The sequence below is a fragment of the Collinsella sp. AM10-26 genome (assembly GCF_003472525.1).
GTDB lineage: Bacteria > Actinomycetota > Coriobacteriia > Coriobacteriales > Coriobacteriaceae > Collinsella.
The window spans coordinates 67686-87857 of the sequence record NZ_QRMC01000005.1 but is presented as its reverse complement, the minus strand read 5'-3'; the positions used below and the strand labels follow the sequence as shown (position 1 = coordinate 87857).

Annotated in this window: 13 protein-coding genes; 7 read left to right on the top strand and 6 right to left on the bottom strand. The window is 60.1% G+C overall.

Features of this window, described 5'->3' with window-relative positions; genetic code table 11:
- Positions 1-11 precede the first annotated feature (11 nt).
- From DW123_RS05710 to DW123_RS05700, 3 genes are all read right to left on the bottom strand, one after another.
- Positions 12-866, bottom strand: coding sequence for a PRD domain-containing protein (locus DW123_RS05710; RefSeq protein WP_118273220.1), 855 nt, complete (start codon positions 864-866; stop codon positions 12-14).
- 18 nt (positions 867-884) lie between these two features.
- Complete coding sequence (locus tag DW123_RS05705; protein WP_158557550.1) at positions 885-1397, bottom strand: PTS glucose transporter subunit IIA; 513 nt, start codon at positions 1395-1397, stop codon at positions 885-887.
- A 348-nt stretch (positions 1398-1745) separates the two neighbouring features.
- Positions 1746-3995, bottom strand: a complete 2250-nt coding sequence (locus DW123_RS05700) for a DEAD/DEAH box helicase (RefSeq protein WP_118273182.1) — start codon at positions 3993-3995, stop codon at positions 1746-1748.
- Positions 3996-4593: 598 nt separating this feature from the next.
- Here DW123_RS05700 and DW123_RS05695 point away from each other — a divergent pair.
- The 7 genes from DW123_RS05695 to DW123_RS05665 all read left to right on the top strand — a co-directional run bounded on the left by DW123_RS05695 (position 4594) and on the right by DW123_RS05665 (position 15926).
- Complete coding sequence (locus DW123_RS05695; RefSeq protein WP_117794751.1) at positions 4594-5556, top strand: FHA domain-containing protein; 963 nt, start codon at positions 4594-4596, stop codon at positions 5554-5556.
- 187 nt (positions 5557-5743) lie between these two features.
- Positions 5744-7819 carry a DUF6273 domain-containing protein gene (locus DW123_RS05690; RefSeq protein WP_118273183.1) on the top strand — a complete coding sequence of 692 codons (2076 nt, stop codon included), beginning with the start codon at positions 5744-5746 and terminating at the stop codon, positions 7817-7819.
- A 402-nt stretch (positions 7820-8221) separates the two neighbouring features.
- Entirely contained in the window at positions 8222-11557 is a 3336-nt protein-coding gene (locus DW123_RS05685) for a CAP domain-containing protein (protein ID WP_118273184.1), read from the top strand.
- Positions 11558-12135: 578 nt separating this feature from the next.
- Positions 12136-14478, top strand: coding sequence for a cation-translocating P-type ATPase (locus DW123_RS05680; RefSeq protein WP_118273185.1), 2343 nt, complete (start codon positions 12136-12138; stop codon positions 14476-14478).
- A gap of 147 nt (positions 14479-14625) precedes the next feature.
- Complete coding sequence (locus DW123_RS05675) at positions 14626-14847, top strand: heavy-metal-associated domain-containing protein (RefSeq protein WP_117743036.1); 222 nt, start codon at positions 14626-14628, stop codon at positions 14845-14847.
- Between the two features lie 186 nt (positions 14848-15033).
- Positions 15034-15306 carry a metal-sensing transcriptional repressor gene (locus DW123_RS05670; RefSeq protein WP_006235337.1) on the top strand — a complete coding sequence of 91 codons (273 nt, stop codon included), beginning with the start codon at positions 15034-15036 and terminating at the stop codon, positions 15304-15306.
- 146 nt (positions 15307-15452) lie between these two features.
- The gene (locus tag DW123_RS05665) at positions 15453-15926 is read left to right on the top strand and encodes a hypothetical protein (protein WP_117734398.1); all 474 of its coding nucleotides are present in this window, start codon (positions 15453-15455) and stop codon (positions 15924-15926) included.
- Between the two features lie 91 nt (positions 15927-16017).
- On the opposite strand, the gene DW123_RS05660 is transcribed toward DW123_RS05665, so the two are convergent.
- The 3 genes from DW123_RS05660 to DW123_RS05650 form a co-directional block, all read right to left on the bottom strand.
- The gene (locus tag DW123_RS05660) at positions 16018-17388 is read right to left on the bottom strand and encodes an amidohydrolase family protein (RefSeq protein ID WP_233540140.1); all 1371 of its coding nucleotides are present in this window, start codon (positions 17386-17388) and stop codon (positions 16018-16020) included.
- Between the two features lie 249 nt (positions 17389-17637).
- The gene (locus DW123_RS05655; protein WP_118291498.1) at positions 17638-18714 is read right to left on the bottom strand and encodes a hypothetical protein; all 1077 of its coding nucleotides are present in this window, start codon (positions 18712-18714) and stop codon (positions 17638-17640) included.
- Positions 18715-19071: 357 nt separating this feature from the next.
- Complete coding sequence (locus DW123_RS05650) at positions 19072-19779, bottom strand: hypothetical protein (protein WP_118273188.1); 708 nt, start codon at positions 19777-19779, stop codon at positions 19072-19074.
- Positions 19780-20172: the final 393 nt, after the last annotated feature.

Genomic DNA, 20172 nt, shown 5'->3' with positions numbered 1-20172 from the left:
GCACGTTATGCCTAGAGACCAGATTCTCCAAGCAGGTTAACAATGTGATATGCGAGATAACTCTTCTCGGCATTGGTAACGACAACGTTATAGGTAGACGCTAAGCGGTCGGCAATTGACTCCGCGCACGAGAACGCCCTCGGATACACCGTTTCATCGATACGGAACAGCGCGTCGCCATTGACCTGCCCCGCCGCGGGATCGAGCGCTCGCTGCGCAAAAAACTGCAGATGGCGAACGAAACGCTCGTACGGCAACGAGGCGACGTCAAGGGTCGTGGCATAGTGCCCGGAAACAATCGCGAGCACGTCGCGAACAAGCTGGACCGAAACAATCAGACGGTCAGAGCGCTGCGGCATGGTAGCGTTGACGATATGCAAGGTGATGAAGCCCTGCTCCTCCTCGCTCATCTCGATGCCCAGGTAATCCTTGATAATCTGAAGGGCACGGCCCGCAAGCGCATACTCCTTGCGATAGAACTGCTGGATCTCGAGCAGCAACGGGTTCTCACACGGAATGCCCTTGCGCTCGCGATCAAGGGCGAGGCTAATATGATCTGCGAGAGCAATGAGAATCTTGTCATTGATATCAACATTGAGCTCTCGACGAAGCATCTGAACAATGTCCTCGGAAATCACGAGGTTAACGGTGGGGATGGACTCCAAAAGATGTGCCAAGCGGTCAATCGTACGAGAATCCTGGGAGGTACCCTCCTGCAGCGCATAGGTCTTTTCGACCGACGCCTCGTCGATGATATCACCGGCATGGCGGCCAAAGCAGAGGCCTCGGCCGATGACGATGAGTTCGGATCCATCGTCCGAAGTGACCATTGCGACGTTATTGTTGAAAACTCGCTTGATAACCACGGTACCCACCACAAGAATTTACTCGGAAAGCCAGACGACAGGCTCTTTAACAGCAACAGGGCCGGAAGCATGCTCACGAAGAGTCGAGTTCTCCGAGCGCTCGCACACGATAACGAAGACCGTGGGGTCGAAGCCAGCGGCGCGAACCGCGTCGAAATCGACCTCGACGAGGGGCTGGCCCACGTCGACATGGTCACCCTGAGCAACGAGCGCATGGAAGCCCTTGCCCTCAAGTTTAACAGTGTCGATTCCGATATGTAGCATCACCTGAGCAGAGCTGTCGTCGGACATGATGCCCAGCGCGTGCTCAGTCGGAAACAACGCCGCGACGGTGCCGGAAACAGGAGCGCACACCGTTCCCTCTTGGGGAACCACGGCAACGCCATCGCCCACCGCGCGGCTGCTAAAAGCAGGGTCATTGGTATTTTCTAGATGAACAAGCTCGCCGGAAACGGGAGCGAGGATTTCGAGCTCGGAAGCTGCAGTCTTCTGCTCATCCGAACCGCCCATCAGGCGAGAAAAGAAACCCATGGCGGCATGCCCCTTCATAAATATAGCCCAACCAAAATCAAGCGAATGCATCCGTAGAGACACACCCGTTCAAAGACTTTGGTTAGGCCCACGTCCGAGGGACTCGGTAACCTTCCGCATTTCTTTTTACGAGAGCTATTGTAGACAAGCCCAAAGCCAGAATAATCATTATGACCGGTGAACGGTATTTATTCTCCGATAAACGGTAGCTATGCGGCACTTAGGGACGTTCCTTTTCTGCCGGCACTCAGGGACACTCCTTGCTCTGACCCCTTTGCACCAAAAAGGGCCCCGAGCGTAGTTGCTCGGGGCCCTTGGTTCACCTCGCCCTAGCGGGCGATGCGTATGTTACTTGCGCTTGCCGCCGCCGTCGCCGGGACGACGGGAGCTGCCGCCGCGCTTGCCGCCGCGGCTGTTGCCATAGCTGCCACGATTATCGCGACCGCCGGCACGACCGCCGCGGGAGCCGGCCTGGTTGCCGCCACGACCACCACGGTAGCCGCCGCGACGCTCCTCGCGGGTATCGTCGTAGTTGCGCCAGTCATCGCGACGATCACGGCTGGCACGCGGATCGCGACGATCGCGCGACTCACCGGAACGCCCAGCGCCGCTGCGCCCACCATTGCCGCGAGCGCCCTCGCGACGCTCGCCGCCGCGGCCACCGCGCTCTTCAAAGCGCTTGCCGCCACGGGACTCACCGCTGCGGGTGCCATGCTCACCGCGACCCTCGCCGCCGCGACGCTCGTCACGGCCACCGCGCTCGTCATCACGACCGGAACGACGGCGGTCGCCCGCACCGCGCTTGCCGCCGCGCGAACCACGGCCCTCGTCCTCACGCTCAACACGGCGACGACCGCCACGGTCCTCGTCCTCACGACGACGGCGGTGCGCTTCGCCCTGGAACTGCTTGGCACGGCGCTCGGCACGGTTGCCGCGCGGGGTCTGCTCGACGGCAGCAGCACCCCCGCGCTCCTCGGCAGCCACCTCGCGGGCCACGCTCTCAACAGCCTCGTCCACGCGAGCCCGAACGCCCTCGCGCACGCGGATCTTGCCGCCGCGCTTGGGACGGCTCGGACGCTCGCCGTCGCCGCGACGCTCGTCGCGACCGCGGTTGGAACGACCGGCCACATCGCCGTAGTCATCGCCGTTGCGCTTGCCGTCGCGACGCGCCTGCTCAAGCTTCTTCTTGCTCTTGGACTTGCCGCGCTTGGTCTTCTTCTTCACCTTAAAGGCCGCAGGGTCGCGCTCGGGATCGACGGCGGGCGGGTTGGGGCCCACATGCAGGTCGCCGGCCTCGTAGATGTCGGCCGTCTTGTCCATGAGCTTCTCGATCTCGTAGAACTCATCGACGTCCTGCTCGGTCACAAACGTGATGGCCCAGCCTAGCTCGCCGGCGCGGCCCGTGCGGCCGATGCGGTGGATGTAGTCGGTCGGCTCGGCCGGCACGTCAAAGTTCACGACGTAGCGCACGTCGCTGATGTCGATGCCGCGGGCAAGCACGTCGGTTGCCACCAGCACGTCGACGGTACCGTCGCGGAAGGCCGAAAGCGCGCGCTCGCGCTGGGCCTGGCTACGGTTGCCGTGAATCGCGGCAGCCTTGATGCCCTTGCGCTCCAGACGACGGCAGCAGCTGTCGGCGCGGTGCTTGGTGCGCATAAAGACGATGGTGCGCTCCGGGCCCTCCTTCTTGAGGAACTCGGGCAGCAGGTTGTTCTTGGCCTCAATGGACACCGGGAAGACAAACTGGTCAACGGTGTCGGCGGTCGATGTGGCGGGCGCGATCTCCACGCGGGCCGGATCGCTCACCAGGTCGGTGATCTCGCCCACGGCCTCCTCGTCGAGGGTCGCCGAGAACAGCAGCGTCTGGCGCTCGGCCGGCGTCTCGCGCACAATGCGGCGGACGGCGGGCAAAAAGCCCATGTCGAGCATGCGGTCGGCCTCGTCGAGCACCAGGACCTTAACCTCGTCCAGGTGGCAGGCGCCCTGCTCGATCAGATCGACCAGACGGCCCGGCGTGGCGACTAGGATATCGCAGCCGTACTTGAGTGCCGCGGTCTGCGGCTTGTAGCTCACGCCGCCCACGACGGTCACGGCAACGTGGCCCGTGACGTCGGCGATTTTGCTCGCGACCTCGTCGATCTGCTGGGCAAGCTCGCGCGTGGGGGTGATGACGAGCATCACGGGGCCACGGCCGTTGCCCTCGGGCTTTTTAGCACCGCGGCGACGGTTGCGGCCGCCGCGCTCGCGCACGGGTTTGGGAGGAGCGATGTGCTCCAGATTGTTCATGGTCGGCAGCAAGAAGGCGGCCGTCTTGCCGGTGCCGGTCTGAGCGGCGGCAAGCAAATCGCAACCCTCGAGCACCACGGGAATCGAACCGGCCTGAACAGGCGTGGGCGCCGTATAGCCCAGGTTCTCAATAGCACGGAGCATCTCGTCGGAAAGTCCCAGCTCGTCAAAGGCGGGCAGACTCTCGGTAGCGGACTCGACGGCCTGGGCGGCGCTGGCCTCATCGGCGGCATCGAAGGCAGCCTGGGTCATGGCCTCGCGGGTCTCGTCCAGAATCTCGGCGTCCGTGACGTCGGATACAGAATTACGCATATGTTGTTGTTCCTTATCTGCACGCGCAATGGGCACGGCATGCGGCCGCGCGGGCGTGCTTGGTAGTGCGCTAATACATACAAAAACGGGTGCGCACAGAGAGGACGTTGCTCAGCACGCTGGCGATCGCTTTGGCAGCCCTATCACGCGCCGTCCAGACGCAGCAGCTCTAAGCGATGGAGCAGATTCGCCGCGGTTAGTATACCCGTGCTTCGCATGCCCCCACGTAAACCACAGATGACGAGGCGGACGGGCGAGTCTGGGCGAGTCTGGGCCGATTGTCTCAATCAGTAACATCTACAGGGCAAATCTTCCTCTACGTGTTACAGATCGAGACAAACGGCCGACACGGTTCAGAAACGTCTCAATCTGTAACAGTTACGCTGCAAAATCGGTCCCAATTGTTACAGATCAAGACAGAGGGGAATTTCCGTCCAGTCCAAACCAAATCTCTCAGTCTTCCTGCAATTTCGAACATGTGGCCTATAATGTTGCTTTGGTTACGCCATATATTGCGCAGCCATTTAATACGTGGCCCACCGGGGGGGCATTAATTCCTATCGCCATATTGGCTAGGAAGCAATCAAAGGAGGTATCCGTGGCAGCAGAGACGCCTTGCTCGGTCCTCTATAACGATATTCGCTCGTTCGGCGGTCTTAAGCATCTCGAAATCGCCCGAATGCTTATCAATGGAAACTCCTATCTCGGCAGCACCTTGCTCGAGAAATGCTCTTCCAACCGCTCGTATCTCACCCGTTACATCGTCCATCGCGAGCCCGACCAGTACGCACCCGCCATCTACAGCGACTTTACCGTCACCACGCTCAACATTTCCGCGGCAATCTGCAGCAAGCTCGGCGGCGGCGAGTCCGCCTATCAGGCAATCGCCGAGCACTATCGTGGTCCGGCAGCCAACGAAATGATGTCAGCTCTCGCCAGCTACAAGCTGGACAGCCGCCTATATGCAAATGCCCTCAATCACATCGATAACTTTGACGGCAATACCGTGCGCGAGAAGAGCACGCTTTACCTTATGCTCTTTGTGGCAACGGGGGCGCTCGCTGACCCCATCCAAGGCGTGGCCACCGTCGAGCGCTTTTGCGACAGCAAGACAGGCGGGCACTTTGGCACCACCGAAACTACCGTCGGACGTGGCTTTATGAGCAGCCTGGAGCAGCCGCGCACTGTCGCCCCCAACCTCGGTCTGCTCAGAACCCATGCCGACAACTGCGCCGACATGCAAATCCATCCCCTCACACGCGATCCGCGCGGCACGGTAATTGGGTCCTTGCCCAAAACCTCGCCCAGCATCACCGATGTAGGCGCTGATGCATCGCGCGAGCATCTCCGCATTTGGCTCGAGGGCGGGCACTGGTACGCCCAGGGCCTTGGGTCGACCAACGGCACAGTGCTCGAATCGGGCGCGGGCGACGGCGATATTGTGATTGAGCCGCCCCGCGACCAACGAGAGCCCGGCAAAATCTATCCCCCGGTGGAAATCGAACACAGCGACAGGCTCCATCTGGGCCTCTACACGACATTCCTTGTCATTGTGGACTAGCGCGGAAAGGCGGACGGCGGCCAATCGTCCTCCGCCTTTCCGCCGTTTGCGTCGTGCTGCACGCAATAATTGCGACAATGAACATTCACTTTTCATCAGAGCCGTCTATCATAGGTTCTATCGATGTCCGTACTTTTAGTATGAGCATACGGCCAACCCCTATAAACAAAGGAACGTTGTGAACACTATGGATCCCGTTCGTGGCAGCAAACTCATCCGTCTCGACACATTCGACACCGCCGTGGCGGTCAATCCGAGCGCGGAAGACGATGCCAAGCGCCGTTTCATGACGCTTATCCTCCAAACGCCCTATCGCAGCAACGGCAATATCGGACAGGTACTGCGCGCGACCAACACGAGCGGCGAGGTCTTTGCCGTCAAGCTGCTCAAGGACAACGCCATCCTTTCCGACCAGACGCCCAATCGCTCCGCCGAGCAAGCAGCTGCGCACCTGGCCAACACCGCCGCGCTGTTCGAGGAGTACCGTCATCTGTGCACCGTCTCGCACCTGCGCGGATTTCCGCGCGTCTATGGCTATGGATCGTGCGAGGACGACCCGCTCATCCTCATGGAGTGGGTCGAGGGTGCCTCGCTCAAGCAGGCGCTGCCTTTGCTTCCGCACGATGCCTCGGGCGGGCTAACCACCCAGATGGTGGCTGCCGTTGGAAACGCCGTGCTTCGCGCACTCCTGATGACCCAAGGGCTCGTTAACCCGGTCGTCCATCGCGACCTGTCGCCCGCCAATATCATGTTCCGCACCACCAGTCGAACGCTCGAGCAACAGATCGCCGATTGCTCCTTTGACCCCTGTCTCATCGACATGGGCTCCGCGACCATGGCCCTCGGCGACGACACGATCACCCGGCGCGCCGACATCTGGCGCTTTGCCACGCCCGCATACGCCGCGCCCGAGATGCTCACGCAGGATATCGAAGGCATCGCGGCCCTTCGCCGCTCGCCCGCCATCGACGTCTATGCGCTATCGAGCATTCTGTACCAGCTCTACAGCGGTCGCAAGCCGTTCGATGTCGAGTCGACGGGTGCCGCGGCAACCGGCTCGTTCTACCTCATAAAGACCAAGACCAAGCCAGCGCCGCTCGAGCCGCGATGCAATGACGACGAAGCGCTCGTCCAGATCATCATGAAAGGCATCTCAGTCGAGCAGTGCGATCGTCCCACCGAGCAGCAGATGCTCGAGGTGCTCTCGTCCTACCTCCCCACCGCCGAATCCAAAGACAGCGAAGGCATGGGCAACGAGACCGCGGTCGATATCGATGCCGGCACCCATCTTACAGTCGACGTCGCCGCTGAACGCGCACAAGAAATCCTGGAGCAGGCTCAACGCGACACCATGACCCGCCGGCGCTTTATCATCGGCGGCGTTGCCGCTGCCGTCGCGGGACTCGGCGTCATCGGCGCCGCCACTCATGGCTTTGGCATTCCCGACTACCTCGACGGCATCCGCAGCTCACTTGACGACTACACCTGGGATCAGCTGCAGGAGATTTCGCTCAAGATTAAGGCAGCGGAGTCCCGTAGCGAGGCACGCGAGATTGCCAAGCGCTATCATCTGCTCGACGACGACGGGCATATCCCCTATCCGTGTACCAAGCGTGTCACGCTCACCAACGGACTGCAGGTTGGCGCGCAGCTTGTGGGCATCCGCCACGATGAGCTTCTGGACGGGACGGGCAAGGCCGGGTTAACGTTTATGTTCGACGCAGGTATTGCCGAGCGCGATGCCGCAACGCAGGCATTGAACGCCGGCTGGGCAGATTGCGAACTGCGAGAATGGCTCGACAGCGACGGCCTCAAGCTGCTGCCAAGCGAGCTGCGCGCACTTATTAAAGAGGTTAAGAAGATCTCGAACAACGTCGGCGCCGCCAACAGTGCATCGTGTCTGAGCGAGTTGCCCGCGACCCTTTGGCTGCCCGCCATGGTCGAGCTGTGCGGTACGCAACCGCCCGAGTCATTTGCCGAGGACTTTCACTACCTGGCAGATATCTACAACGGCGAGGGCAAGGAGTATCAGCTCTTCCGCGAGCTCAAGGTAAGCCCGTATTCCACGAACGAGACGATGGTCCGCCAGTGGAAGGGCAAGGACACCTGTTGGTGGGAGCGCACGGTGAGCCCCGACACATCGGAGAGCGAAGGCACGCTCTATATGAACCGCGTGGGGCACGACGGCGACGTCTTTACGTACGCAACGCCTGCGGAAAAGCCAAACAAGCGAACCTGCGTGATTCCCGGATTCTGTATCTAGGGAGCGGGCGTCTTGCCGTGACGGGACCCCTCCCCGGCAATTGTCTCGATCTGTAACATTAGCTCGGCAGATACAGGTCTAGATGTTACAGAACGAGACAAACCCCAGCCCCGCGAGACAACATCTCAATCTGTAACAGTAAGGGGTCAAAAACCTCTCTTGATGTTACAGATCAAGACATTTGAGTTGGCCGCGGGCGATCTGTCTCAATCTGTAACAGTTAGAGGTCATATTTGGTGCTAGATGTTACGGATCGAGACATTAGCTTGCCGAGAACTTCGCCTCATAATATATGACTCAAGTGTGTCGATATTTCCTTGCCAATGTTGCGCAACAGAAACCCTTTCGGCGGTCGTAACGTACGAATTGTCATAGGTACCCCTTCAACGATTGGGAGAAGAAATGGCAAAGTACGCACCTAAACACTTGGAAGTCTCAAGCGGCGACGAGCCTCGCCCCACATTCTCGGGCCACAAGGCAACACGACTCGCCGTCACCGCGGCAACCACCATCGCTATGACCGGCTCGTCGCTGCTCGCGCCGTTCTCGGCATTTGCCAACGATGTGAGTGATACCACGGCACAGGACGCGATCATGTCCCCGCTTGCTGTCCACGCCGGCGAGGCGGCAGGCTCCGCAGTAAAGGCAGACGCCCAGAAGATTGCCGACTTGCAGGCTGCTATCGACGCCGCAAAGGCTGCCGAGGCAGACGCCAAATCCGACTACGACACGGTGGCTGCTCCCTATACCGAAAAGCAGGCGGCCCGCGACAACGCACAAAGCACCTATGACGCCTCCGTCTCCGATAATTCGCAGGCAGAGGCCGCCGCGCGTGCCGAATATGCTCGCCAGCTCGATGAAAGCGTCAAGGCGGCCGACAGCGCCAGTGCCACGCTGAAGGATGCCCAGGGAAAGCTCGATACAGCCAAGACCGACGCCGAGGACAAGTCGAAGGTCCTTGATGCCGCAAAGCAGGCGGCAGCTGATGCGCAGGCCAAGCTCGAGGCAGCCCAGAAGGCAGCCGCCAACGCAACGCCGGAGGAAATCAAGGTCGCCGAGCAGGCTGCCGCAGATGCGCAGGCCGCTCTGAACCAAGCAAAGGCTGCGAAGGCCACTGCCGATTCCGCGCTCGCCGATGCCCAGCAGGCCCAGAGCGCCGCGCAGAGCGCTTACGACGAAGCGGCAGGCACGCTGGCTTCCGCTCAGCAGGAAAAGAACGCCGCGGATGGTAAGGTAGTCGCGGCACAGACAGCGTATGACAGCGCACAAGCCGATTTGGCGGCCGCAAAGGCAGGCGCCGAGGGCCCGGAGTATGACGCCGCCCAGGCAAAGGTCGATGCTGCCCAAAGCGCACTCAACCAGGCGAAACAGCAGCAGGCGACTGCCGAAGCAGGCCTTTCTCAGGCAAATAGCGACGTTGAATCCAAGCAGGACGCCCTCACCGGCGCCGAAAGCGAGCTCGAAGCCAAGAAGCAGACAGTCGCAGCAGCCGAAAAAGATGTAACGGCAGCCCAGACGAAAGCCGATGCGGCGCAATCGGAGTTGACCTCGGCAAAGCAGGCACATGCTGCCGAACTGGAGAAGGCAAAGGCCGCTCAGAAACAAGTCGACCAGGCAAAAGCCGAGAAGGAGCAGGCAGACAAGGCGCTCGAAACTGCCAAGGCAAACCAGGCGGCCGCCGATCAAGCCGTTGTCGATGCACAGAAAGCATACGATACGTGCAAGGCAGCAACCGATAAGGCAACGACAGCGGAGGCGCAGAGCGTCATCGGCTTCTACCAGTTCATCGGTGCCAACGACGCTGCAAACATCATCTATAGGCAGAGCGATAAAAACCCGACGACCATTGGCGATAAAAAAGACGGCACGTCACTCGACAACGCCAAGCTATCGTTTAACAAGCTGCGCGAGATTAACGAATACCGTGCAAGCGTTGGATTGAGTGAGCTTAGGGTGACGGCCGAGCAAATGGCAATCGCTCAATCCGACTCCAATTACTCTGACAAAACGCTAGGTCACTCAGATTACGCCATTTGTGAAAATGCCGCTTGGAACTTCAGTACTAAAGAAAACATCGCGCACCAATGGGTCGATGATGAAAAGGGGATATTTGACGAGGCTGCAGCGAAAGCCGGCCTTGGCAACGTTGCCCCCAAAGATGCTTGGGATACTTTCTGGAGCCACAAAACCGAATTCGAAAAGCACGGGGCAGACTTTGGCACCATCGGCCATTATTTGAATATCGTACAACCTAACGCCAAAACCATGGGATACGGCATCAACTCGCGCGGAACCCTTTGGCCGTATGTGTTCGTCTTGGAGATCGACAACAATTACGGTTCGTACGAGAAAGAATACTCGATCGATGAACTCGAGAATCTCTTTGATCAGTATCAGCTGAGCCTCTCCAAAGCCAGCGAAAAGCTCGCCGCCGCAAAGACAGACCTTGAGCAAAAGCGCAGCACAGCGGCATCGAAAGCCGATGCCGTAAAGGCAGCTGAAACCCTCGTCGCTCAAAAGCAGGAAGGCATTGTTGCCGCGAATAGCGACCTTGCCGCCAAGAACGACAGCGTAGCAAGTGCCGCCGCCGCTGTTGCCCTAGCAAAGCAGAATCTCGCCAAGGCAAACGGAAAAGTTGCCGAAGCCGAAGACCAGGTCAAAGCCGCCCAAAGCAACGTGGCGACCGCAGAGCAGGTCGTCAACCAGAAGCGCGCCGAGCTTAAGGCATCGAAAGAGCAAGCCGCTCAGAGTCAGAAGAAGGTTGATGACGCCAAGGCAGAGACCCTCGTAAAGCAGCAGACTCTGCAAGATGCAAAGAAGGAACTTGCCAAGTATTCAGCCGATGTTGCTGCGGCTCAGGAGAAAGCCGATGAGGCCCATCAGGCGCTTGAAGAAGCCACGGCAGCCCAGACGTCTGCCCAGAGCGCTCTCGAAAAGGCGAAGCTCGACGAGGCTGCCAAGAAGCAGGCCCTCGACACCGCGAAGGACAACGCCGAGGCCAAGGCGGCGACCGCGGAGCACGCCACAAGCAATCTGGCCACGGCGGAAAACGACTTTGCTTCAAAGAAGGCCCGTGCCGACGCCCTGAGCAATGCAGCCGATAATCTTGCCACCGCCGAGGCGGCCAAGAAGGACGCCGACACAGCAGTGACTGAGGCCGGAGTCGCCCTTGGTGCGGCAAACGACGCCATCGCAAACGCCGAACAGGCGGTCGAGAATTCTCAGGCCGCATCGGACGCCGCTGCCGCTACTCTCGGAAAGCTCAAGTCCATCAACGTCGAAAACGGCATTGCTACTGGCCCTGACGCAAACGCGAACGATACGCTCAATGCCCTCTTTGCCAAGTGCGTCGCCGCCAAGCAGGCAGAACATAATGCAAAGGCCGCACTCGATGCCGCTCAGGCAGACCTTGATGCCGCGACGCCCGCCTACACCGAGGCTCTCAACGCCTACAAAGAGGCAAAGGCAAAGCGCGTTGCCGCCGAACAGGCCCTGAAGGACGAGATCGCTCGCCAGGAGCAAGAGGCGGCGAAGGCCGAGCAGGCCAAGATCACGCAGGCTGCCGCTAAGCCGGTTACTGGAAAGCCGTCTGCCGGCAACGCCAAGACGGCCGCCAACTCGGCACTTCCCACCACAGGCGACAATGCTGCGCTCGCCGGTGAGACGTTTGTCATCGGAGGTGTCGTGCTCGTAGCCGCCGGCGTCTTCCTGACTGACAAGAAGCGTCGTCAGGAGTAAGGATTTCGGGAGGACAGCTTCTCCTCCCTCCCACCGCTTCGCAAACCCTGCCCAGCATGCGCCGGGGCGCCCATCACGCGGGTGCCCCGGCGTTTTACGTTGTATGCCCGGGGCATCTGCTCCGAGTTTGTCTCGATCTGTAACAACTAGGACCCAAACATCGGTCTTACTGTTACAGATCGAGACATTCAGGTTACCCTCGAATGGTTTGTCTTGATCTGTAACAAATACTCGGTAAAACGGGGCCTGGTTGTTACAGATCGAGACGTTAGCTTTCGGCCGATTTCTATGTCTTGATCTGTAACAGTTAGAGGTCATTTTCACTGCTAGATGTTACAGATTGAGACATTAAGTTTGCTGCCAACCGTTTGTCTTGATCTATAACAGCTATGGTTCAAAACCGGTCCAGATGTTACAGGTTGAGATGATTGATTGGGACGGCCCATCGGTCAACCAACTACCCTCATCTGTAGCGAGATGTCATACATTTCTCTCTGCACTGGACACCCCCAGGGGGTATGGGTGTATAGTATCGGTAGGTTAACAATTCCAACACCGAACTACAGAAAGGAGAAGCCATGGCTCAAGATAAGTTCGACGTGGGCGGCATGACGTGCGCCGCCTGCCAGGCGCATGTTGACCGCGCCGTGAGCAAACTCGACGGCGTCCAAAGCGTCGCGGTCAATCTACTCGCCGGTTCCATGCTGGTGGACTACGACCCCGCGCAGGTCAGCCCCGATGACATCTGCACCGCCGTCGATCGCGCGGGCTATTCGGCCTCGCCCGTCAGCACGGGCACCGATGCCGCCGGCTCAAGTGGCAGCGCGCAAGCCAGGTCCGGCGCTGCCCATATGGAGTCGCCGACCAAAAAATTGGAGGCCGCCGCCTCTGCCATGCGCACCCGCCTCATCATCTCGATCATCTTCCTCATCCCGCTGTTCTACATAGGCATGGGGCACATGCTCGGTTGGCCACTGCCCGGCGTCTTCACCGACCACACCCACAGCATGACGCTCGCCCTCACCGAGCTCGTCCTGCTCATCCCCATCGTCTATGTCAACGACGCGTACTTTATCAACGGGTTTAAATCGCTCGCGCACGGCGCGCCCACCATGGACGCCCTCATCGCCGTGGGCGCCACCGCTTCCATCGCCTGGTCGCTCTACGCCATGTTCATCATGGCCGACCAATTAGCCGCGGGTCAGGTCCACGAGGCCATGATGACAGGCATGGACAATCTGTATTTTGAGAGCGCGGGCACGATCCTGTCGCTCGTCACCGTGGGCAAATACCTCGAGACACGCAGCAAGTCCAAAACCGGCGGCGCCATCGAGGCGCTCATCGACCTGGCGCCCAAAACTGCGACCGTCGTGGCAGAGGACGGCAGCGAGACCACCGTCGACGTCGACAGCGTCCTTCCCGGCCAGGTCCTGCGCGTGCGCCCCGGCGAGTCCATCCCCGTCGATGGCGTGGTACTCGAGGGCAGCTCGGCCGTGGACGAGAGTGCGCTCACCGGCGAGTCCATCCCCGTGGAAAAGGCCGCCGGTGACACCGTCAACGCCGCCACGGTCAACCGCGCCGGTTCGTTTACCTTCCGCGCCACGCGTGTGGGCGCCGAAACATCGCTCGCCAAGATTATCCAGCTCGTCGAGGACGCCAACGCCACCAAGGCGCCCATCGCCCGCATGGCCGACAAGGTCGCCGGCGTGTTCGTGCCCGTGGTGTTCGCGATCTCGGCCGTGACCTTTGTGGTGTGGATGGCACTGACCGGCAGCATAAACGAGGCACTCACCTCCGCCGTGGCCGTGCTGGTGATCAGCTGCCCGTGCGCTCTGGGCCTGGCCACGCCCGTCGCCATTATGGTGGGCACCGGCAAAGGCGCCGAGATGGGCATTCTGTTTAAGAGCGCCGAGGCGCTGGAGAACCTGCGCAGCGTGGGCACCGTGGTGCTCGATAAGACGGGCACGGTCACCCGTGGCAAGCCTGCCGTGACCGATATCGTGGTAGCCACGCGCACTGACGGCTCGCCCGTCATGAGCGAAAAGGCGCTGCTCAAGCTGGCTGCCGCGCTGGAGCGCTCGAGCGAGCACCCGCTGGCCGAGGCGATTATGGCCGAGTGCGAGGCGCGCGGAATCGTAGCGCGCATGGTCGAGGACTTTGCCGCCGTGCCCGGTCGTGGCGTGACGGCGCGCGAGGGACAAAACGCCATTGCAGCCGGCAACGTACGCCTGATGGACGAGCTGGGCGCGAAGGTGCCCGCCGGCCTTGCCGAACAGCTCGCCGCCGAGGGCAAAACACCGCTGTTCTTTGCCAAGAACGGCGAGCTCGTCGGTACCATCGCCGTGGCTGACGAGGTCAAGGAGACGAGCGCCGAGGCCATCGCCGCGCTCCGCAAGCTCGGCGTCGACGTGCGCATGCTCACCGGCGACAACCGTGTGACGGCCGAAGCAATCGCCCGCCGCGTGGGCCTCAACCGTGCGCAGGTCATCGCCGACGTCCTCCCCGCCGACAAGGAGCGCCATGTGCGCGAGCTACAGGACGCGGGCAGCAAGGTCGCCATGGTGGGCGACGGCATCAACGACTCCCCCGCCCTGGCGCGCGCCGACGTGGGCCTTGCCATCGGCACCGGTGCCGACATCGCCAAAGAAGGGGCAGATGTGGTGCTCATGCGCAGCGACCTCATGGACGTCGCCCGCGCCATCGAGCTTTCGCGCGCCACGATTCGCAACATCAAGCAAGACCTGTTCTGGGCGCTGTTCTACAACGGCATCGGCATTCCGCTCGCCGCGGGCGTGTTCTTCCCGCTCACGGGATGGCAACTCTCGCCGATGTTTGGCGCCGCGGCGATGAGCCTGTCGAGCGTGTGTGTTGTTTCCAACGCTCTGCGCCTGCGAACCTTTAAGCCTAAAGTGGCAAAATAGGCTCACTATTACGTCCATTTAGAATGGGTTTTCCAGGTGCCCGAGATTGACCTGAAAGAGGAGCGACGCGTACTTTGGTACGCGAGCGATGGCTTGAAGGTCAAGGTCGGGTGCCTGGGAAAGCCGACTCAACAGAGAGGAATACCCATGCGATACACAATCAAGACTTCCGGCCTCATGTGCGGCCATTGCGACGCCACCGTCGAAACGGCACTGCTCAACGTGACCGGCGTGACCGATGCCGATGCCGACCACGAGACCCAGACCGTACAGGTGGAGTGCGCCGACACCGTGACCGCCGAGCAGCTCGCCGCCGCTGTCGAGGCCGCGGGCGAGAAGTTCCACGCCCTTTCGGTGACCGCAGCCTAGCTGCTACCGCACCAGCAGGCACCGCTGTCGGCCGACATAGCCGCCCAGCAACCACCGCTCAACCAGCCCTTCAGAAGTTGCGGTGAAATAGTTCCTGTTTTAGCGCTCCAAGCCCTCAATCAAGAACCATTTCACCGCAACTGAGGGCGAGGTATTTGAAGGATTGACCAGAAACGAGGACCCGCCATGATGGCAGACCATAAATCGGTGACCCGCATGCTCAAAACGGCACGCGGGCAGATCGACGGCATCCTGCGGATGGTCGAGGAGGACCGCTACTGCGTCGATATTTCCACGCAGCTCATGGCAACGCAGGCGCTCATTGCGCGCATCAACGCCGACGTGCTCAAGGCGCATATCGAGGGCTGCGTGACTTCGGCAATCGAATCGGGCGACGAAGACCTCAAAGCCGCCAAGCTCGCCGAGATCGAACGTGTCGTCGACAAGCTCTCCAAGTAATTGGGGCATTGGGAACAAACTTCTTTGCACCGTCTTGGTATTCCGGGGACAGGTATGTTTGCACCACATTGGTGCAGATTAACCTGTCCCCCTTGCTCTAAATCGGGTATAAAGGCGTGCAGCATATCGAACGAAAGGCAATTTGCATGAATGACTTTATGAAGGGTCGCAATGGTGCCGATGAGCTCACCATCGTGATGGGTTTTGCCGGCATCGTCATCGCGATGATCGGATCGATAGCCCGCATCCAGTGGCTCAGCTGGATTGCCATCGCCGTAATCGTGATTGGCGTGCTGCGCGGCCTATCCAAAAATATCGACGCACGTCGTAAGGAGAACGAGGCCTTTGTCGCCGCGACTGCAAACGTACCCGGCTTGGGCAAGTTTGTAGCTAGCTTGGGCGGCGGAGCTGCAGCGGCCAACGCCTCGCGCGCAGCCGGTACTAGCAAGGAAGACTTTGAGCGTGCCAAGCGCACGGCCAAGAAGATGTGGAAGGGTCGCAAGACCACGGCATACCTCAAGTGCCCCAACTGCGGCCAGATGCTCTCCGTCCCCAAGGGCAAGGGCAAGATCCGCGTCACCTGCCCCAAGTGCCACGCCAAGATGGAGACGCGCTCCTAGCCGCCATACCATGGGACAAATAAAAGCCGAGGCCTCGCACTGAGACCTCGGCTTTTTTGATTATGACAAAGGGATTGCCCCTTTGTCACACCTATGCCACGCCGTCGCGGGCGAGCTCCTCGGCCAGTGCCTCGGACGGCATGGCCATAATCGTGTCGAGCTCGGCGTCCACCTCGGGAATACGCTTCACCTTGAGTTTGCGCACCAGATCACCACGGCACATCACGTACGCCGGCTCACGCAGTTCGCACAGGTCATCGAGCGGGTTCTTGCGCGTCACCAGGATATCGGCGGCCTTGCCGCACTCGATTGTGCCGGTCTCGCCGCCCAGCCCCAGCAGCTCGGCATTGACCTGCGTGGCCGTATGCAGCGCGAAGGCGTTACTCACACCCACGTACTTGGCAAAATAGGCCACCTCACGCCACATGTCGTACTGCGTCACGAACGGGCAGCTCGAGTCCGTGCCAAGGCCCACCTTAACGCCAGCTTCCAGTGCGGCACGGGCGCTCTCGATGATGCCCGAGCACACGATGTCGCCGTTCTTCTTTTGTGTATCGGTCGAATGGGTCTTTTCCGGGTCGAGCAATACAAACGGCAGCGCCGGGCTGATAGTGCAGGTAACGCTGGGCGCACGCCCCTCGAGCTGCGTGCCCGCGGTGCCACGGTACAGCTCCAGAATCTCGGACGTCAACGGAGCGCCGTGCTCAATCGTGTCAACGCCGGCCTCAAGCGCAACCTTCACACCCTCGGTACTCTCGACATGGGCCATGACCGGAAGGCCCATATCGTGCGCCGCCTTGCACGCCGCCGCGGCAACCTCCACCGGCATACGCAGCACGCCCGGCTCGCCCACCTCGGTCGCATCGAACACACCGCCCGTTACGAACAGCTTAATGACGTCGGCACCGCGCGCATACAGGTCGCGCATCTGTTCGGCTGCCTCGGCGGGACTGTTTGCCACCTGGGCGAACAAGCCCGCACCATGGCCGCCCGGCACCGTGACGCCCGTTCCCGGCGCCACCAGGCGAGGACCTTGATACTTGCCGGCGTCGATGGCATTACGAACGGCGATGTCGGCAAACAGTGGGTCTCCCGCGCCGCGCACCGTGGTCACGCCGCTTGCCAGTTGTTGTTGGGCGCTGCCCTTAAGAATATGGCGCACGATGGCGCGCCCCACGGGATTATCGAGCTTCTTCATCAGCGCGCCCGCATCGCCCGCCGAAACCGGCTTGCCCGAACCGCACAGATGCACATGCATATTGATGAGACCGGGCATGAGATACGCACCTGCCAGGTCGATGACCTCGGCACCTGCAGGTGCCTGCGCCACAGCACTCGGCCCCATCCACGTGATGACACCGCGCTCAACAGTCACGGCCATATCGGGTTGCGGCTCCATATGCTCCGAACCATCCAGGACGGTCGCATTGATAAACAACGTGGAACGATCGGCAGACGCCATATCGAGCTCCTCCCTCACGATTAACTTGAACATTTGTCCATTATCGCCCAAGGCGACGGAGATGCAGCCGATGTATCGGTTAACGGAGAAAAGGGAGGATGCGAGGATAGAGAGGCCAGCGCGGCGATGTCCCAGCCGTGCGTGCCGGACGTCTCGATCTGCAACAGTAAACCCGGATTTTGGGCCACTAGATGTTACAGATCGAGACAAACTCGGCAGGAACAACCACATTCGCGTCAGTTGCACCCCTTAGCACCCATACCACTGGCGTCTCCATTCCTCAGCCAGATCGGCCCGCTGTTGAATTCCCGCCAGTCTCATCTTTTCAGCCAGTTTCCCCGGGTTCTTGAGTTCATCAAACGTAAACCGAAGCACCTTGTGCCCGAGCATCGTCAGATGAGACTCTCGCTGACGTTCTGCCACGAATGGGTCGACCGACTCCCGATCCCCACCATCCTGCAGGGTATACTTTCCCTTCCCGTCGAGCTCGCCGATGACACATGTCCCGTCCTCGAGCTTCCAGAAACAATCAACCCGAAACACCTGGCTCGGATCGAGCGGGTCGCGAAACTCCACCTGCAGCTCCGGAACCGGAAAGCCGTACGCAATAAAGAACGCTCGGAACCGAGACTCGCCGCCGTTTTCGGACAGCCCGTCCGCATACGACGCAATCGCCTGTGCCCTGCGATACCCTCGCCTGCCCTCGCAATCGGCGCGGAGGCGCTCGCACAAATCCCCACGTGATACGCCCTTCGCCCGCAATGCAGAATCGGCGATCGCCAGACCATACGAAAACGGCGCACGCAGCAGACAATCCTCCACCGTGCGCCAAAACGACGTCACCCGCACGCCGTCGACGCGCTCAAGCGCTCCCGCCATCTGAGGACGCAACAACCTGCACCCGCTGCTCAACGTCACCGAACAACCCGTCTTAACAAGAAAACGCGGCCCGAGCAGATCATTCGGCACCTCCAGACCCCACAAAAGTGCCGCGTCATAACCCCAAAACGCCCAATCGGGATGAAATTCCGCAAGCCCTTTGATAGTCCTCAGCGCTCGCTCTGCAGGCGTCAATGCATCCCAATCATGCTGAAAACAGAACAGGTACGGCTCGGGCTCCGCGATATCGTCGGTTCCAACATGGCGTCGCAGCCACATGAGCTCGGTATTGTCATGCGTTGCGAGCAGCGCACCTTGCTTGGCCGTCTCCGTGAGCCGCGCGAGCATCCTATTCCGCGCCAACGTGTTGCGAGTCGCATGTTTGTGTTTGAGAACGGTATTAGACACTTTCATCACCACCACGTCAGACAAATGGACCATCGTCACCGTTGCCTCCGCTGGCAAATGTCTTGATCTGTAACAGGAAGACAGTCTTTGAGCCTCTAGTTGTTACAGATCGAGATTTTCAGTCGTGCGTCCAACCTTTGTCTCAATCTGTAACAGTAAGGTCGACTTTCAGCCTGTAGATGTTACAGATTGAGACATTCCCCCAGCCAGGTGCCAAACGTCTCGATCTGTAACAGTTAGACGTTCTCCAGGCCCCTAAACGTTACAGATTTAGACAAACCAGCGGCGCCCAAGCATTCGTCTCGATCTGTAACAGGTAGACCGGTTTTTTGTCCCTAAACGTTACTGATCGAGACATAAAGACAGAGGGCAAGGCAGGCGACAGCTGCCCATCCCCTACTCCCACTCTTGCTCGTAGATGTTGAGGGGCTTTACGTACCGCCCCTGGGCGCCCATGATGTCGCGGACCAGACGCAAGAAGAAGCTGATGCACGAGGTGTCAAAGCCGTCCTGCAGATCCTCGGGATGCACCGCACCCGGCCCGTCGACCGCCGTGTCGTTCAGGCGCGCGATGTCATATAGGTAGAGCTGTCCCACCGCAAGCCAGACATCGTCAACGCACGCGATGCGCACCGCGATCGCGCCGTCATTCCAATGCTCCTTTTGCACGATATGGGGATCGTAGACATCAAAGCGATGATCGGTGCGTGTGTCCTTCAGCGCGACCATGCCGGACGCAGGATCCTTGTCCAAAATGCCAAAGCGAGAGAAGTACTGCGTGTCGCGCACCTGCTCGAGCCGCTTGAGCGAGGCTGGCAAAATCGATGCTGGCGGCTCATCCACATATAGCTCGAGCAGCGTCTTGCCATGGCGATAGGGGCGCTCAAACAGCAGCCAATCGGTAAACGCCATGTTGTAGGCCATGATTTCGTTTTGAGAAGGCTCCTCGCAATAGCTGAGCCACGGATCGACAATGATCTCGAACTGTTCGCGCGCCGACTCCAAAAACTGGAACTTCCGCAGCATCCAAAAGTGAGCCATGTCGGCAATATCGTTGCCGACGGCTTCGGCCAGCTCTGCTCGGTCAAAAACTTGGTCAGTCATGGCATCCTCCTCAAACTGATGGACCTCAATTTGAGCTTACGAGGAGGGCGAGCAACCGAGGCAAGCGCGGGCAAAATAGGCCTCCGGCTGCAAACCAGATGCTGACCAAACACTTGACGAAAAGCTTGACCGAATGAGCGCACCGCAAAGAAACCGCAGGTAGACATAGACAGCCAACCCGCCCTTTTGAGCCAGATGCCCGCAGCCACCACAGAAACAACAGGTGACCACAGCCCAAAAAGTCGACAAATGAACACCCGTACGTCGACAAACGAGCAAATCGCTCGCAAATCCGCAAGGAGTGTCCCCGAATGCCGACAGAAAAGGAACGTCCCCAACTGCCGGCACTTAGGGACGTTCCTTTTGTGCCGGCAGTTGGGGGCAGCCCTTGTT

What these genes read in the sequence shown, in the direction of transcription:
- DW123_RS05670 (WP_006235337.1), top strand. Translation starts at nt 15,034, where the DNA reads ATGATGGCAGACCATAAATCGGTGACCCGCATGCTCAAAACGGCACGC.
- DW123_RS05705 (WP_158557550.1), bottom strand. Translation starts at nt 1,397, where the DNA reads ATGGGTTTCTTTTCTCGCCTGATGGGCGGTTCGGATGAGCAGAAGACT.
- DW123_RS05680 (WP_118273185.1), top strand. Translation starts at nt 12,136, where the DNA reads ATGGCTCAAGATAAGTTCGACGTGGGCGGCATGACGTGCGCCGCCTGC.
- DW123_RS05650 (WP_118273188.1), bottom strand. Translation starts at nt 19,779, where the DNA reads ATGACTGACCAAGTTTTTGACCGAGCAGAGCTGGCCGAAGCCGTCGGC.
- DW123_RS05675 (WP_117743036.1), top strand. Translation starts at nt 14,626, where the DNA reads ATGCGATACACAATCAAGACTTCCGGCCTCATGTGCGGCCATTGCGAC.
- DW123_RS05700 (WP_118273182.1), bottom strand. Translation starts at nt 3,995, where the DNA reads ATGCGTAATTCTGTATCCGACGTCACGGACGCCGAGATTCTGGACGAG.
- DW123_RS05685 (WP_118273184.1), top strand. Translation starts at nt 8,222, where the DNA reads ATGGCAAAGTACGCACCTAAACACTTGGAAGTCTCAAGCGGCGACGAG.
- DW123_RS05665 (WP_117734398.1), top strand. Translation starts at nt 15,453, where the DNA reads ATGAATGACTTTATGAAGGGTCGCAATGGTGCCGATGAGCTCACCATC.
- DW123_RS05690 (WP_118273183.1), top strand. Translation starts at nt 5,744, where the DNA reads ATGGATCCCGTTCGTGGCAGCAAACTCATCCGTCTCGACACATTCGAC.
- DW123_RS05660 (WP_233540140.1), bottom strand. Translation starts at nt 17,388, where the DNA reads ATGGCGTCTGCCGATCGTTCCACGTTGTTTATCAATGCGACCGTCCTG.